Origin of the sequence: Enterobacter sp. BNK-14 (genome assembly GCF_047456095.1) — a bacterium.
GTDB lineage: Bacteria > Pseudomonadota > Gammaproteobacteria > Enterobacterales > Enterobacteriaceae > Enterobacter > Enterobacter kobei.
The window spans coordinates 4,088,380-4,103,859 of record NZ_CP179897.1 but is presented as its reverse complement, the minus strand read 5'-3'; the positions used below and the strand labels follow the sequence as shown (position 1 = coordinate 4,103,859).

Annotated in this window: 15 protein-coding genes; 14 read left to right on the top strand and 1 reads right to left on the bottom strand. The window is 54.0% G+C overall.

Annotated features, from left to right (window positions below):
• Positions 1 to 161: 161 nt before the first annotated feature.
• The 14 genes from leuS to lipA all read left to right on the top strand — a co-directional run bounded on the left by leuS (position 162) and on the right by lipA (position 15,117).
• A complete protein-coding gene (leuS, locus tag ACMGGM_RS19435) occupies positions 162 to 2,744 on the top strand; it encodes a leucine--tRNA ligase (RefSeq protein WP_023338167.1) in 2,583 nt (860 codons plus the stop codon).
• Positions 2,745 to 2,758: 14 nt separating this feature from the next.
• Positions 2,759 to 3,328: an LPS assembly lipoprotein LptE gene (gene lptE / locus ACMGGM_RS19430; RefSeq protein WP_014882997.1), complete on the top strand. Its 570-nt coding sequence runs from the start codon at positions 2,759 to 2,761 to the stop codon at positions 3,326 to 3,328.
• Positions 3,328 to 4,359, top strand: a complete 1,032-nt coding sequence (gene holA / locus ACMGGM_RS19425) for a DNA polymerase III subunit delta (RefSeq protein ID WP_014882996.1) — start codon at positions 3,328 to 3,330, stop codon at positions 4,357 to 4,359. Before lptE ends, holA begins: the two co-directional genes overlap by 1 nt.
• Positions 4,352 to 5,017: a nicotinate-nucleotide adenylyltransferase gene (gene nadD / locus ACMGGM_RS19420; RefSeq protein ID WP_041163044.1), complete on the top strand. Its 666-nt coding sequence runs from the start codon at positions 4,352 to 4,354 to the stop codon at positions 5,015 to 5,017. The genes holA and nadD overlap by 8 nt, the downstream gene beginning before the upstream one ends.
• Before the next feature lie 268 nt (positions 5,018 to 5,285).
• On the top strand, positions 5,286 to 5,603 hold the full coding sequence (gene rsfS, locus ACMGGM_RS19415) for a ribosome silencing factor (protein ID WP_003858696.1): 318 nt from the start codon (positions 5,286 to 5,288) through the stop codon (positions 5,601 to 5,603).
• A gap of 3 nt (positions 5,604 to 5,606) precedes the next feature.
• Positions 5,607 to 6,074: a 23S rRNA (pseudouridine(1915)-N(3))-methyltransferase RlmH gene (gene rlmH / locus ACMGGM_RS19410; RefSeq protein ID WP_003858701.1), complete on the top strand. Its 468-nt coding sequence runs from the start codon at positions 5,607 to 5,609 to the stop codon at positions 6,072 to 6,074.
• 28 nt (positions 6,075 to 6,102) lie between these two features.
• Positions 6,103 to 8,004, top strand: a complete 1,902-nt coding sequence (gene mrdA / locus ACMGGM_RS19405; RefSeq protein WP_014882994.1) for a peptidoglycan DD-transpeptidase MrdA — start codon at positions 6,103 to 6,105, stop codon at positions 8,002 to 8,004.
• Positions 8,005 to 8,006: 2 nt separating this feature from the next.
• Positions 8,007 to 9,119: a peptidoglycan glycosyltransferase MrdB gene (mrdB, locus tag ACMGGM_RS19400; RefSeq protein WP_014882993.1), complete on the top strand. Its 1,113-nt coding sequence runs from the start codon at positions 8,007 to 8,009 to the stop codon at positions 9,117 to 9,119.
• Positions 9,120 to 9,135: 16 nt separating this feature from the next.
• On the top strand, positions 9,136 to 10,242 hold the full coding sequence (rlpA, locus tag ACMGGM_RS19395) for an endolytic peptidoglycan transglycosylase RlpA (RefSeq protein WP_045134266.1): 1,107 nt from the start codon (positions 9,136 to 9,138) through the stop codon (positions 10,240 to 10,242).
• Positions 10,243 to 10,381: 139 nt separating this feature from the next.
• Positions 10,382 to 11,593: a D-alanyl-D-alanine carboxypeptidase DacA gene (dacA, locus tag ACMGGM_RS19390; RefSeq protein WP_014882991.1), complete on the top strand. Its 1,212-nt coding sequence runs from the start codon at positions 10,382 to 10,384 to the stop codon at positions 11,591 to 11,593.
• A gap of 105 nt (positions 11,594 to 11,698) precedes the next feature.
• Positions 11,699 to 11,962 carry a DUF493 family protein YbeD gene (gene ybeD, locus ACMGGM_RS19385; RefSeq protein WP_003858718.1) on the top strand — a complete coding sequence of 88 codons (264 nt, stop codon included), beginning with the start codon at positions 11,699 to 11,701 and terminating at the stop codon, positions 11,960 to 11,962.
• 95 nt (positions 11,963 to 12,057) lie between these two features.
• A complete protein-coding gene (gene lipB, locus ACMGGM_RS19380) occupies positions 12,058 to 12,699 on the top strand; it encodes a lipoyl(octanoyl) transferase LipB (protein WP_014882990.1) in 642 nt (213 codons plus the stop codon).
• A 291-nt stretch (positions 12,700 to 12,990) separates the two neighbouring features.
• Positions 12,991 to 13,944, top strand: a complete 954-nt coding sequence (locus ACMGGM_RS19375) for a YbeF family transcriptional regulator (RefSeq protein ID WP_014882989.1) — start codon at positions 12,991 to 12,993, stop codon at positions 13,942 to 13,944.
• Between the two features lie 207 nt (positions 13,945 to 14,151).
• Positions 14,152 to 15,117: a lipoyl synthase gene (lipA, locus tag ACMGGM_RS19370; RefSeq protein WP_045134267.1), complete on the top strand. Its 966-nt coding sequence runs from the start codon at positions 14,152 to 14,154 to the stop codon at positions 15,115 to 15,117.
• A gap of 81 nt (positions 15,118 to 15,198) precedes the next feature.
• Here lipA and tatE read toward each other — a convergent pair whose 3' ends face one another.
• On the bottom strand, positions 15,199 to 15,399 hold the full coding sequence (gene tatE, locus ACMGGM_RS19365; RefSeq protein ID WP_014882988.1) for a twin-arginine translocase subunit TatE: 201 nt from the start codon (positions 15,397 to 15,399) through the stop codon (positions 15,199 to 15,201).
• Positions 15,400 to 15,480: the final 81 nt, after the last annotated feature.

Sequence of the window (15,480 nt, the reverse complement as noted above, 5' to 3'; positions counted from 1 at the left end):
CCGCTTTGTCAGGTGAAGCACAGACCCGGTAAATTCCTGCAAAGTGCTTTTGTGCGAAAGGCTGTTTTGACGCGGACGTTTGGGCTATGCTATGCGGATCTGAATTACCACATCCATTGGCTACATTTGTAGCTGTATTAAAAACAGGACCACTGGCTGCCATGCAAGAGCAATACCGCCCGGAAGAGATAGAATCAAAAGTCCAGCAACACTGGGACGAGAAGCGCACCTTTGAAGTAACCGAAGACGAGAGCAAAGAGAAGTATTACTGCCTGTCGATGCTTCCCTATCCTTCTGGTCGACTACACATGGGCCACGTGCGTAACTACACCATTGGTGATGTGATCGCCCGTTACCAGCGTATGCTGGGCAAAAACGTGCTGCAGCCTATCGGCTGGGATGCGTTCGGCCTGCCGGCAGAAGGTGCAGCAGTAAAAAACAATACGGCACCGGCACCATGGACGTACGACAACATCGCGTACATGAAAAACCAGCTCAAAATGCTGGGCTTCGGCTATGACTGGAGCCGCGAGCTGGCGACCTGCACCCCGGAATATTACCGCTGGGAGCAGAAATTCTTCACTGAGCTGTACAAAAAAGGCCTGGTGTACAAGAAGACGTCTGCGGTTAACTGGTGCCCAAATGACCAGACCGTTCTGGCGAACGAGCAGGTTATCGACGGCTGCTGCTGGCGCTGTGACACCAAAGTTGAGCGTAAAGAGATCCCGCAGTGGTTTATCAAAATCACCGCTTACGCTGACGAACTGCTGAACGATCTGGATAAACTGGATCACTGGCCTGACACCGTTAAGACCATGCAGCGCAACTGGATCGGCCGTTCTGAAGGTGTGGAAATTACCTTCAACGTTGAGAACTACGACCAAACGCTGACCGTCTACACTACCCGTCCGGACACCTTTATGGGGGCGACCTATCTGGCCGTGGCCGCAGGTCACCCGCTGGCGCAGAAAGCGGCAGAGAACAATCCGGAACTGGCAACTTTCATCGACGAATGCCGCAACACCAAAGTGGCTGAAGCCGACATGGCGACGATGGAGAAAAAAGGCGTTGATACCGGCTTTAAAGCGATTCACCCGCTGACGGGTGAAGCTATTCCTGTCTGGGCGGCGAACTTTGTGCTGATGGAATACGGCACCGGTGCGGTGATGGCCGTTCCGGGACACGATCAGCGCGACTACGAGTTTGCCACCAAATATGGCCTGACCATTAAGCCGGTGATCCTGGCCGCAGACGGTTCTGAACCCGACCTGTCTGAGCAGGCATTGACCGAAAAAGGCACCCTGTTCAACTCCGGCGAATTTAGCGGACTGAGCTTCGAAGAGGGCTTCAATGCCATCGCTGACAAGCTGGCCTCGCTGGGCGTAGGTGAGCGTAAAGTCAACTTCCGTCTGCGCGACTGGGGCGTTTCCCGTCAGCGTTACTGGGGCGCGCCAATTCCAATGGTGACCCTTGAAGACGGCACCGTGATGCCGACGCCAGAAGATCAACTGCCGGTGATCCTGCCGGAAGATGTGGTCATGGACGGCATCACCAGCCCGATCAAAGCCGATCCTGAGTGGGCGAAAACCACCGTTAACGGCCAGCCTGCGCTGCGTGAAACCGACACCTTTGACACCTTTATGGAGTCTTCCTGGTATTACGCACGCTACACCTGTCCTCAGTATCAGGAAGGCATGCTGGATTCTGACGCGGCCAACTACTGGCTGCCGGTAGACATCTACATCGGTGGCATCGAACACGCCATCATGCACCTGCTCTACTTCCGCTTCTTCCATAAGCTGATGCGCGATGCTGGCATGGTGAATTCTGACGAACCAGCCAAACAGCTGCTGTGTCAGGGCATGGTGCTGGCTGATGCCTTCTACTACGTTGGCGCGAACGGCGAGCGTAACTGGGTGTCTCCGGTGGACGCGATCGTAGAGCGCGACGAGAAAGGCCGTATCGTTAAGGCGACAGACGCTGAAGGTCATGAGCTGGTTTATACCGGCATGAGCAAGATGTCCAAGTCGAAAAACAACGGTATCGACCCGCAGGTGATGGTTGAGCGTTACGGTGCAGATACCGTGCGTCTGTTCATGATGTTTGCCTCTCCGGCTGACATGACGCTGGAGTGGCAGGAATCCGGTGTTGAAGGCGCGAACCGCTTCCTGAAACGCGTCTGGAAACTGGTTTACGAACATACCGCACAGGGTGATGCTCCGGCGCTGAACGCTGCTGCCCTGACGGAAGATCAGCAGGCGCTGCGTCGTGATGTTCATAAAACAATTGCAAAAGTCACCGATGATATTGGTCGTCGTCAGACCTTCAATACCGCAATTGCGGCTATTATGGAACTGATGAACAAGCTGGCGAAAGCCCCGCAGGATGGCGAGCAGGATCGTGCCTTAATGCGTGAAGCGCTGCTGGCCGTCGTTCGCATGCTGAACCCGTTCACGCCACACGTCAGCTTTACTCTGTGGCAGGAACTGAAAGGCGAAGGCGATATCGACAACGCGCCGTGGCCGGTTGCGGACGAAGCAGCAATGGTGGAAAACACCACGCTGGTGGTAGTCCAGGTCAACGGCAAAGTGCGCGGTAAAATTACCGTGGCGGTCGACGCAACCGAAGAACAGGTTCGCGAGCGTGCAGGCCAGGAACCTCTGGTCGCGAAATATCTTGAGGGCGTTACCGTACGTAAAGTGATCTACGTACCCGGTAAACTGCTCAATCTGGTCGTTGGCTAAGCGCGGGAGGAAACGTGCGACAACTGGCAACAATACTCTTATCACTGGCGGTGCTTGTCACCGCTGGCTGTGGCTGGCACCTGCGCAATACCACGGCAGTGCCTGCTGAGATGAAAACGATGATTTTCGACTCATCAGATCCGAATGGCCCATTCAGCCGGGCAGTTCGTAACCAGCTGCGCCTGAACGGTGTCGAACTCATTGAGAAAGACACGCTGCGCCAGGATGTACCGTCTCTCCGCGTTCTGGGGACGACCCTGAGCAAAGATACAGCGTCTATCTTCCAGGATGGCCGTACCGCAGAGTATCAGATGGTAATGACTGTTAACGCAGCCGTGCTGATCCCGGGTAAAGACATCTATCCGATCAGCACAAAAGTGTACCGTTCGTTCTTTGATAACCCGCAAACGGCGCTGGCGAAAGATGCCGAACAGCAGATTATCATCAACGAAATGTACGACAAGGCAGCGGAACAGCTGATCCGTAAACTGCCAGGTATTGCCGCGTCGACAAAAGAAGGCTCTGACATTATTGAAAAACCGGATGCCAGTACGCCCCCGGTTTCTACCTCTATGGGTAACTGATGATCAGGCTGTATCCTGAACAACTCCGCGCGCAGCTCAATGAAGGGCTGCGCGCGGCGTATCTGCTGCTTGGAAACGATCCCTTACTGCTGCAGGAAAGCCTGGATGCCGTGCGACATACTGCAGGTGCTCAGGGCTTTGATGAACACCATACCGTCCAGGTGGATAACAATACCGACTGGGACGCCCTCTTCTCACTCTGTCAGGCGATGAGCCTTTTCGCGTCGCGTCAGACAATTCAGATCCTGCTGCCGGAAAACGGCCCTAACGCGGCCATCAATGAGCAGCTTGCCACTCTGGTGAGCCTGCTACACAGCGATCTGCTGTTAATTGTCCGCGGCAATAAGCTCACCAAAGCGCAGGAAAATGCCGCGTGGTTCACTCAACTGGCGACCCACTCGGTGCTGGTTACCTGTCAGACACCTGAGCAGGCGCATCTGCCAAAATGGGTGGCCGCAAGAGCAAAGCAGAACAATCTTCAGCTGGATGATGCGGCAAATCAACTGCTCTGCTACTGCTATGAGGGTAACCTCCTGGCGCTGGCACAGGCGCTGGACAGACTCTCCCTGCTCTGGCCGGATGGCAAACTGACACTCCCCCGCGTCGAGCAGGCCGTTAATGACGCCGCGCACTTCACGCCGTTCCACTGGGTGGATGCATTGCTGGCCGCGAAAAGTAAACGCGCCCTGCATATCCTTCAGCAGCTGCGCCTGGAAGGCAGCGAGCCCGTTATTCTGCTGCGTACGCTGCAGCGTGAACTGTTGCTGCTGATTACGCTCAAGCGACAGTCTGCCCATACGCCGCTGCGCGCGCTGTTTGATAAACACCGGGTATGGCAAAATCGCCGCGCAATGACCACCGAGGCCGTCAACCGCCTGAGCCATGAACAGCTTCGTCAGGCTGTCCAGCTTCTGATGCGCGCTGAGCTCACCTTAAAACAAGATTACGGCCAGTCGGTCTGGGCGGAGCTGGAAAGCCTTTCCCTGCTGCTCTGCCACAAGGCGCTGGCTGACGTATTTATTGATGGATAGTATGCACTCTTTACAGGCCCTGTATGGCGGCACCTTTGACCCGGTACACTACGGGCATCTTAAGCCGGTGGAAATTCTGGCGAATTTGATCGGCCTGCAGCGCGTCACCATTATGCCCAATAACGTTCCGCCGCACCGCCCTCAGCCTGAGGCAACCAGCGAGCAGCGAAAAGAGATGCTAACGCTTGCCATTGCGGATAAACCGCTTTTCAGGCTTGATGAACGGGAATTGCGTCGCGACACCCCCTCGTGGACGTCGCAAACGCTGCAGGAGTGGCGAGCTGAGCAAGGGCCTGACCAGCCGCTGGCGTTTATCATTGGTCAGGATTCTCTGCTCAACTTTCCCACGTGGCACAAGTATGAAACCATTCTGGAGAACAGCCACCTGCTCGTTTGCCGCCGCCCAGGCTATCCGCTGACCATGCGTGAAGAGCAGTATCAGCAGTGGCTTGAAGACCATCTTACCGATAACGTAGAGGATCTTCACAACCAGCCCGCCGGGAAGATTTATCTGGCGGAAACCCCGTGGTTCGATATCTCCGCCACCCTTATTCGTGAGCGTTTACAACACGGTTTAACGTGTGACGATCTGCTGCCTGCCCCGGTGCTGGCGTATATTCATACGCACGGGTTGTATCAGAAAAGCGCAGATGTTTAGTCAGGCGTCATAAAAAGCGGCTTATTGATTCTCCTGCCTTGACAGGTTAAGCCATACTGTTATCCTCCGCTGCCAGACTTTCCCGCCAGTCATTGCTTTACAGAAATTGTTTTACAAAAATGGCGATGCAATCTCTGGCGGAGGGTGGGATGATACCCGCCTTCAAAATCCCGGCCGGTGACATTTGTCCCGACAAGGGCGCCAGTTCAGGTATACTGTCTGGCTACAAATTCATAGTTGCACCATCTTATTCACCCAGGGGGAAAACTTGCAGGGTAAAGCACTCCAGGATTTTGTTATCGACAAAATTGATGACCTGAAAGGTCAGGACATCATCGCTATCGACGTTAAGGGTAAATCCAGTATCACCGACTGCATGATTATCTGCACCGGGACGTCTACGCGTCATGTTGTTTCGATTGCCGACCATGTGGTTCAGGAATCGCGTGCAGCAGGACTGTTACCGCTTGGCGTTGAAGGTGAAGCGACCGCTGACTGGGTGGTGGTTGACCTCGGCGATGTGATTGTCCATGTCATGCAGGAAGAGAGCCGTCGCCTGTATGAGCTGGAAAAACTCTGGGGTTAATGCGTGAAGTTGCAGCTGGTCGCCGTCGGCACCAAAATGCCGGACTGGGTACAAACCGGTTTTACTGAATATCTGCGTCGTTTTCCAAAAGACATGCCGTTCGAACTGGTGGAGATCCCTGCCGGGAAGCGCGGTAAGAACGCGGATATTAAACGTATTCTCGATAAAGAGGGCGAACTGATGCTGGCTGCCGCTGGCAAGAACCGCATCGTCACCCTCGATATTCCGGGTAAACCCTGGGATACGCCGCAGCTGGCGCACGAACTGGAGCGCTGGAAGCAGGATGGCCGTGACGTTAGTCTGCTGATTGGCGGACCTGAAGGGTTGTCCCCTGCCTGCAAAGCGGCAGCAGAACAAAGTTGGTCTCTCTCCGCGCTGACGCTGCCCCACCCGCTCGTTCGGGTCCTGGTGGCAGAAAGTCTGTATCGCGCGTGGAGCATTACTACCAACCACCCCTATCACCGCGAGTAATGACTGACCAGGGTAGATTAAGCAGCGGATGAAACTACAGAATTCTTTTCGCGACTATACGGCTGAGTCCGCGCTGTTTGTGCGCAGGGCACTGGTCGCCTTTACGGGGATTTTGCTGCTTACCGGCGTGCTGATCGCCAACCTTTATAATCTGCAAATCGTCCGCTTTACCGATTACCAGACGCGTTCAAACGAAAACCGCATCAAGCTGGTGCCTATCGCGCCCAGCCGCGGCATTATCTACGACCGTAACGGCACCCCTCTGGCGCTAAACCGCACCATCTATCAAATCGAGATGATGCCGGAAAAGGTCGATAATGTTCAGGACACGCTGGAGGCGCTAAGAAGCGTTGTCGATCTCAACGATGACGATATCGCAGCCTTCAAAAAAGAGCGCGCCCGTTCCCACCGATTTACCTCCATTCCGGTGAAAACCAATCTGACGGAAGTTCAGGTGGCCCGTTTTGCGGTGAACCAGTACCGCTTCCCCGGCGTGGAAGTGAAGGGTTACAAACGTCGCTACTATCCTTACGGCTCCGCGCTGACGCACGTCATTGGCTACGTTTCCAAGATTAACGACAAAGACGTTGACCGCCTTGATAAAGACGGCAAGCTGGCGAACTATGCCGCGACGCACGATATCGGCAAGCTCGGGATCGAACGCTACTACGAAGATGTCCTGCATGGACAGACCGGCTATGAAGAGGTTGAGGTTAACAACCGTGGCCGCGTCATTCGACAGCTGAAAGAAGTTCCGCCTCAGGCGGGGCATGACGTCTATCTGACGCTCGACCTCAAACTGCAGCAGTATATTGAAACCCTGCTGGCGGGCAGTCGCGCCGCCGTCGTGGTCACCGATCCGCGTACCGGGGGAATTCTGGCTATGGTGTCCATGCCTAGCTATGACCCGAATCTCTTTGTTGACGGCATCTCCAGTAAAGACTATTCCGGCCTGCTGAATGATCCCAATACGCCGCTGGTAAACCGCGCCACGCAAGGCGTTTACCCGCCGGCATCTACGGTGAAACCGTATGTGGCGGTCTCGGCGCTGAGTGCGGGTGTCATCAACCGTAATACCAGCCTGTTTGACCCGGGCTGGTGGCAGCTACCCGGGTCTGAAAAACGCTATCGCGACTGGAAAAAATGGGGCCACGGCCATCTGAACGTGACCAAATCTCTGGAAGAGTCAGCGGATACCTTCTTCTATCAGGTCGCCTATGACATGGGGATTGACCGCCTGTCAGAGTGGATGAGCAAGTTCGGCTACGGGCACTACACCGGCGTCGACCTTTCAGAGGAGCGATCCGGCAACATGCCGACGCGCGAGTGGAAGCTGAAGCGCTTTAAGAAGCCGTGGTATCAGGGTGATACCATTCCGGTGGGTATCGGCCAGGGCTACTGGACCGCAACGCCGATTCAGATGAACAAAGCGATGATGATCCTCATTAACGATGGCGTGGTCAAAGTCCCGCATCTGCTGCAAAGCACCGTTGAAGACGGCAAAAAGGTGCCGTGGGTACAGCCCCATGAAGCGCCCGTGGGTGACATTCATTCCGGCTTCTGGGAAATCGCGAAAGACGGTATGTACGGCGTAGCAAACCGTCCGAACGGTACCGCGCACAAATATTTCGCCGGAACGCCGTATAAAGTGGCTGCAAAATCCGGTACAGCGCAGGTCTTTGGCCTGAAAGCCAACGAAACCTACAACGCACACCGCATTGCTGAACGTCTGCGTGACCATAAGCTCATGACAGCATTTGCCCCTTACGATAACCCGCAGGTGGCGGTGGCGATGATTCTGGAAAACGGTGGCGCTGGCCCGGCGGTAGGGACCATCATGCGCCAAATCCTCGACCACATTATGCTGGGTGATAACAACACCGAACTGCCGGCTGAAAACCCGGCCGCCGCTGCGGCGGAGGACCAATAATCATGACGGATAATCCAAACAAAAAATCGTTGTGGGATAAAATCCACATCGACCCAGCCATGCTGCTGATCCTGCTGGCTCTGCTGGTTTACAGCGCCCTGGTTATCTGGAGCGCCAGTGGTCAGGACATCGGTATGATGGAACGCAAAATCGGCCAGATCGCGATGGGTCTGGTCATCATGGTGGTGATGGCGCAGATCCCACCGCGCGTCTATGAAGGCTGGGCGCCCTATCTCTATATCTTCTGTATTATTTTGCTGGTGGCAGTAGACGCGTTCGGCGCCATCTCAAAAGGGGCTCAGCGCTGGCTGGATCTGGGCGTTGTTCGTTTCCAGCCCTCGGAGATTGCCAAAATTGCCGTCCCCCTGATGGTGGCGCGCTTTATCAACCGTGATGTCTGTCCGCCGTCGCTGAAAAACACCGCGATCGCGCTGGTGCTGATCTTCCTGCCGACGCTGCTGGTTGCTGCGCAGCCTGATCTCGGCACCTCGATCCTTATCGCGCTCTCCGGTCTGTTTGTCCTTTTCCTGTCGGGCTTAAGCTGGCGTCTGATTGGTATCGCTGTGGTGCTGATTGCGGCGTTTATCCCTATCCTCTGGTTCTTCCTGATGCATGATTACCAGCGCCAGCGCGTTATGATGCTTCTCGACCCGGAAACTGACCCGCTCGGTGCGGGCTATCATATTATTCAGTCCAAGATTGCGATTGGCTCCGGCGGCCTGCGCGGTAAAGGCTGGCTGCACGGTACCCAGTCGCAGCTGGAATTTTTACCGGAACGTCACACCGACTTTATCTTTGCGGTACTGGCTGAAGAGCTGGGGCTGGTTGGTATCCTGATTTTGCTCGCGCTCTACGTGCTGCTGATCATGCGAGGATTGTGGATTGCCGCCCGGGCGCAAACCACCTTCGGCCGCGTCATGGCAGGCGGATTGATGCTGATTTTATTCGTTTATGTCTTCGTAAATATTGGTATGGTGAGTGGTATTCTGCCGGTAGTAGGCGTACCGCTGCCGCTGGTCAGTTACGGAGGCTCGGCACTGATCGTGTTGATGGCCGGGTTTGGGATCGTGATGTCGATCCATACCCACAGAAAAATGTTGTCAAAAAGCGTTTAAAAATAAGGGGATCGGAATGCGTAAGCAGTGGCTGGGGATCTGCATCGCGGCAAGTTTACTTGCGGCCTGCACAAGTGATGATGGTCAGCAACAGGCAACCGTCGCGCCGCCGCAGCCTGCGGTGTGTAATGGTCCGATCGTTGAAATCAGTGGGGCCGATCCCGTTTATGAACCGCTGAATGCCAGCGCGAATCAGGATTACGAGCGCGACGGCAAAAGCTACAAAATCGTGCAGGACCCTTCCCGCTTCAGCCAGGCGGGCTTTGCTGCCATTTATGATGCAGAACCGGGCAGTAACCTCACGGCATCCGGTGAAACATTTGACCCCATGCAGCTCACTGCCGCGCACCCAACGCTGCCGATTCCAAGCTACGCGCGTATCACCAACCTGGCTAATGGTCGCATGATCGTCGTGCGTATTAATGACCGTGGTCCATATGGTAATGACCGGGTGATTTCTCTGTCCCGCGCGTCTGCCGATCGCCTGAACACGTCGAACAACACCAAAGTTCGCATTGACCCGATTATCGTGGCGCAGGATGGCTCGCTGTCCGGGCCGGGTACCGCCTGTACGACGGTGGCGAAGCAGACCTATGCTCTGCCAGACCGCCCAAATCTTGACGGCGGAATGGGCAGCGTCTCTTCTCCGGCAGAGCCTTCTCAGCCGGCGGGAGAAATACGTCCAATCAGCAATGATACGCTGCAAAGCGATGATTCCACTGGCGCACCGGTAAAAAGTAGCGGCTTTTTAGGCGCACCGACGACCTTAGCGACGGGCGTGCTGGAAGGCAGTGAGCCGACGCCAGCCCCGGTTGCGGCTCCGGTGACGCAGCCAGCGCCGGTAACAGCGCCAGCGACCACGCAAAGCGCGGCAGCCGCTGCGCCAGCAGCAGCCAGCGGCGGCTTTGTCGTTCAGGTGGGGGCAGTGAGCGATCAGGCCCGAGCCCAGCAGTATCAACAGCGTCTAAGCCAGCAGTTTGGCGTACCTGGACGCGTTGAGCAGAACGGCGCGGTCTGGCGTATTCAGATGGGGCCTTTTGCCAGTAAATCGCAGGCAGCGTCTCTGCAACAGCGTTTGCAGAGCGAAGCACAACTGCAGTCCTTCGTCACTGTTGCAAAATAATTAATCGGCGGTATCCGAAATGTCAGTTTGTGTAAAACGCATTCACAAACTCATGCTTAAAGTCGGATGCCTGCCTGAATAGCATTTGCTATAGTAAGGCACTTTTTTTAATTCCATCACGGATGTCGTAGTTCTGACCATGAAGACCACTTTTTCTGCTCGTTTTGTGCAGCGCATGGCGCTGACCACGGCCCTTTGCGCAGCAGCACTCTCTGCTGCTCATGCCGATGACCTGAATATCAAGACCATGATCCCTGGCGTTCCGCAAATCGACGCGGAATCCTACATCCTGATCGATTACAACTCTGGCAAAGTTCTGGCAGAACAGAACGCCGATGCCCGCCGTGACCCGGCCAGCCTGACCAAAATGATGACCAGCTATGTTATCGGCCAGGCCATGAAAGCCGGTAAATTCAAAGAAACGGATCTGGTCACCATTGGTAACGATGCGTGGGCAACCGGGAACCCTGTGTTCAAAGGTTCTTCTCTGATGTTCCTGAAGCCCGGTATGCAGGTTCCAGTTTCCCAGTTAATCCGGGGTATTAACCTGCAGTCAGGTAACGATGCCTGCGTAGCAATGGCTGATTTCGCCGCCGGTAGCCAGGATGCCTTCGTCGGTCTGATGAACAGCTACGTCACCGCGCTGGGTCTGAAAAACAGCCATTTCCAGACCGTACACGGCCTGGATGCAGACGGTCAGTACAGCTCCGCACGTGATATGGCACTGATTGGTCAAGCCCTGATCCGCGACGTACCGAACGAATACTCCATCTATAAAGAGAAAGAGTTTACCTTCAACGGTATTCGTCAGACCAACCGTAACGGCCTGCTGTGGGATAACAGCCTGAACGTTGACGGTATCAAAACAGGTCATACCGATAAAGCCGGTTACAACCTGGTGGCCTCTGCCACTGAAGGCCAGATGCGTCTGATCTCTGCCGTGATGGGCGGTCGTACCTTTAAAGGTCGTGAAACCGAAAGCAAGAAACTGCTGACCTGGGGCTTCCGTTTCTTCGAAACCGTGAATCCGCTGAAAGCAGGCAAAGAGTTTGCGTCTGAGCCAGTGTGGTTCGGCGACAACGACCGTGCTTCCCTCGGCGTGGATAAAGATCTGTACCTGACCATTCCACGCGGTCGTATGAAGGATCTGAAAGCCAGCTACGTCCTGAACAGCACCGAACTGCATGCCCCGCTGCAGAAAAATCAGGTCGTGGGTACCATCAACTTCCAGCTGGATGGCAAGACTATCGATCAGCGTCCGCTGGTTGTTCTGCAGGAAATTCCTGAAGGCAATTTCTTCGGCAAAATCATTGATTACATTAAATTGATGTTCCATCACTGGTTTGGCTAAAAATCGAACACTTGAAAGTGTGATTTTGATCCCCATATACTAAGTATCCTGATAACTCCCACCTGACGTGGGAGTTATTCTTTTTGACGTTACGCCGGAGCTGACATGAAAACCAAACTTAACGAACTGCTTGAATTCCCTACCCCATTTACCTACAAAGTAATGGGTCTGGCGAAACCTGAGCTGGTTGATCAGGTGGTTGAAGTGGTACAGCGCCATGCGCCCGGTGATTACTCTCCGTCAGTAAAACCAAGCAGCAAGGGCAACTACCACTCGGTTTCTATTACTATCACCGCGACCCATATCGAACAGGTTGAGACGCTCTACGAAGAACTCGGCAATATCGAAATTGTGCGTATGGTGCTGTAGTCCCTTTGCGGTTACCCGGCTTACCGGGTAACCCCTCTCCCCCGCTGTGATATACTCCCCCTCATCATTGGTTCCTCGTCTTCGGAGACGCTGTTTTGTATCAGGATAAAATTCTGGTCCGTCATCTCGGGCTGCAACCTTATGAGCCTGTCTCCCAGGCTATGCATGACTTCACCGATTCACGCGATGACACGACCCCTGATGAAATTTGGCTGGTTGAGCACCTGCCGGTATTTACCCAGGGTCAGGCCGGTAAAGCGGAACATTTATTAATGACGGGCGATATCCCGGTGATCCAGAGCGATCGGGGTGGACAAGTGACTTATCACGGCCCGGGCCAGCAGGTGATGTACGTCCTGCTTAATCTGAAGCGCAGAAAGCTTGGCGTGCGTGAGCTGGTGACGTTGCTGGAACAAACCGTCGTCAACACGCTGGCGGAATATGGTATTGACGCGCATCCGCGGGCTGATGCACCAGGCGTCTATGTTGGCGAAATGAAGATCTGCTCGCTGGGGCTACGTATTCGTAAAGGCTGTTCCTTCCATGGTCTGGCGTTGAATATTAATATGGATCTGACGCCTTTCCAGCGCATAAATCCCTGCGGCTACGCCGGTATGGAAATGACGCAGATGCGCCAGTGGGTAGATACCGCCACGCCAGATAATATACGCCCTGTTCTTCTGAAGAATGTGTTAGCGCTACTTAACAATCCCCCGCATGAATATATCCCTGCTTAATATATCATACAGGGGAGCCCGTTAATTTGACGGGCAACTATTTATTTACCGCTTTTACGCTTTACAATAATCCGCAGATTCTATATTTTCGAAGCGCCCGAATATTGCCGTTACATATTATTTAGCCTCCGGACAGCACGGCATACACAGGCTAAGTAACGTGAGTGATAATCACACAACTGTTTGTTTTTGATAAACAAGTGAAACAAAACCAACACTTTACGAATCTCTACAAGCATAATAAATAAATTCAACTATCATTCATGTTGTGAATGTATACGGAGTGAAAGCGTGGAGTCTACTAATTTACCAGCCAAACGACTGAATGAACCCGGTGGCGAAGACAAGCCACAAATTTTTCGGACTTTACGTAATATTGATCTCAATTTACTGACTATTTTTGAGGCAGTATATGTCCATAAGGGTATCGTTAACGCTGCGAAAATTCTTAATCTCACGCCATCGGCAATAAGTCAGTCGATTCAAAAGCTACGCGCTATATTTCCTGACCCGTTATTTATCCGTAAAGGCCAGGGCGTCACGCCGACGGCCTATGCGACCCACCTCCACGAATACATCAGCCAGGGGCTGGAGTCGATTCTGGGTGCGCTGGATTTAACCGGGAGCTATGACAAACAAAGAACGATCACCATCGGCTGCTCTCCTTCAGTGGGCGTGCTGGTCATGCCCGCCATCTACCAGGCCGTGAAAGAGCATGCTCCCCAGCTTCTGCTGCGCAATGTGCCACTCAACGAACCTGACGTTCAGCTTGCCCAGTTCCAGACGGATCTGGTTATTGAGAGCGGCAGCTTCAGCGCCAGAGCGCTGGGGCAAAACGTGCTTTATGCCGATAATCTGGTTTTGGTTTGCCGCCAGCAGCATCCCGCGCTCAGCGAGCCGTTAACCATTGAGAACCTGCGCAATTACGACCACTCGTCTTTCATGACCGAAGGGCAGTCCAACCATGGTCTGCGCCAGCGCATTGATGAAATTTTCCCGGAACGTCAGATCAGTTTCAGCAGTTACAATATGTTTACCACCGCCTCCCTGATTGGCAGCAGCGATATGCTGTGCATCATGCCTTCACGCCTGTATCACCTGCTGCGGAAATGCTGGTCGCTGGAGAGTATTCCGCTCAGCCAGCTCAATGCGGAATCTATCGAGATTTCACTGCATTACAACAAACTCAGTTTGCGCGATCCGGTACTGGAAAACGTCATCCGCATTATCCGTCAGGCCTTCTGACAGCGAGTGTCAGCACAAGCCCCTGCCACAAGCAGGGCGAAAGGCACAAAACAACAACTATTTTACAAATTGGCGACGTGGCAGGCTGCTTTCATGGCCGTTTCAATGATATACTGCCTGTCGTTCGTTCAAAAATAGTTGATAAATACAACATTCCCTTGAATTGAAACGCTTTCCTTCGATATTCGCAACTGGAACACGCACGCTATGAGTAAACCCATTGTGATGGAACGCGGTGTTAAATACCGCGATGCCGATAAAATGGCCCTTATCCCGGTTAAAAACGTGGCTACCGAGCGCGAGGCGCTGTTAAGAAAACCGGAATGGATGAAAATCAAACTTCCGGCTGACTCTTCGCGTATCCAGGGGATCAAAGCGGCGATGCGCAAGAATGGCCTTCACTCCGTCTGTGAAGAAGCGTCTTGCCCTAACCTTGCTGAATGTTTCAATCACGGCACCGCGACGTTTATGATTCTGGGTGCCATCTGTACCCGCCGCTGCCCATTCTGTGACGTTGCTCATGGCCGCCCGTTCGCGCCCGATGCTAACGAGCCGCAAAAACTGGCGCAAACCATCGCTGACATGGCGCTGCGTTATGTGGTCATCACATCCGTTGACCGTGACGATCTGCGCGATGGTGGAGCTCAGCACTTCGCTGACTGCATTACTGCTATTCGCGAGAAAAGCCCGAACATTAAAATCGAGACGCTGGTTCCTGACTTCCGCGGCCGTATGGACCGTGCGCTGGACATCCTGACCGCGACGCCGCCAGATGTGTTTAACCACAACCTGGAGAACGTGCCGCGTCTTTATCGTCAGGTACGACCGGGTGCGGATTACAACTGGTCTCTGAAGCTGCTGGAGCGCTTTAAAGAAGCCCATCCGCATATCCCTACCAAGTCAGGTCTGATGGTCGGTCTGGGTGAAACTAATGACGAAATCATCGAAGTGATGCGCGATCTGCGCCGCCACGGTGTGACCATGCTGACGCTGGGCCAGTATCTGCAGCCAAGCCGTCACCATCTGCCGGTACAGCGCTACGTCAGCCCGGATGAGTTTGATGAGATGAAAGCCGAAGCGCTGGCGATGGGCTTTACCCACGCAGCATGCGGTCCGTTTGTTCGCTCTTCTTACCATGCTGACATGCAGGCAAAAGGCGAAGAAGTCAAATAGTGCTGTAATATCCATTTACAGTAATGCAAAAAAACCGGCCTGATGAGCCGGTTTTTTTTCGCAAGCCCTCAGGCATTGCTATTACTCTTTGTGAGAAAGCTTCTCTGCCGGGATGTCCTCAGCGCTTTTCTTCGCGGCTGCATCATCGTCGTTCATCGCTTTCTTAAAGCCTTTGATGGCAGCCCCCAGGTCACCACCCAGCGTGCGTAACTTCTTGGTACCAAACAGCAGGACGACCAGTGCGGCAACCACCAGCAGTTTGGTAATACTAATCTCACCCATAGATACCTTCTTTACATAAAACAGGCTGCATTCAGCGCCAAAACCTGACTGTATTAACGGTCATTTGGCGCGTGCACACAA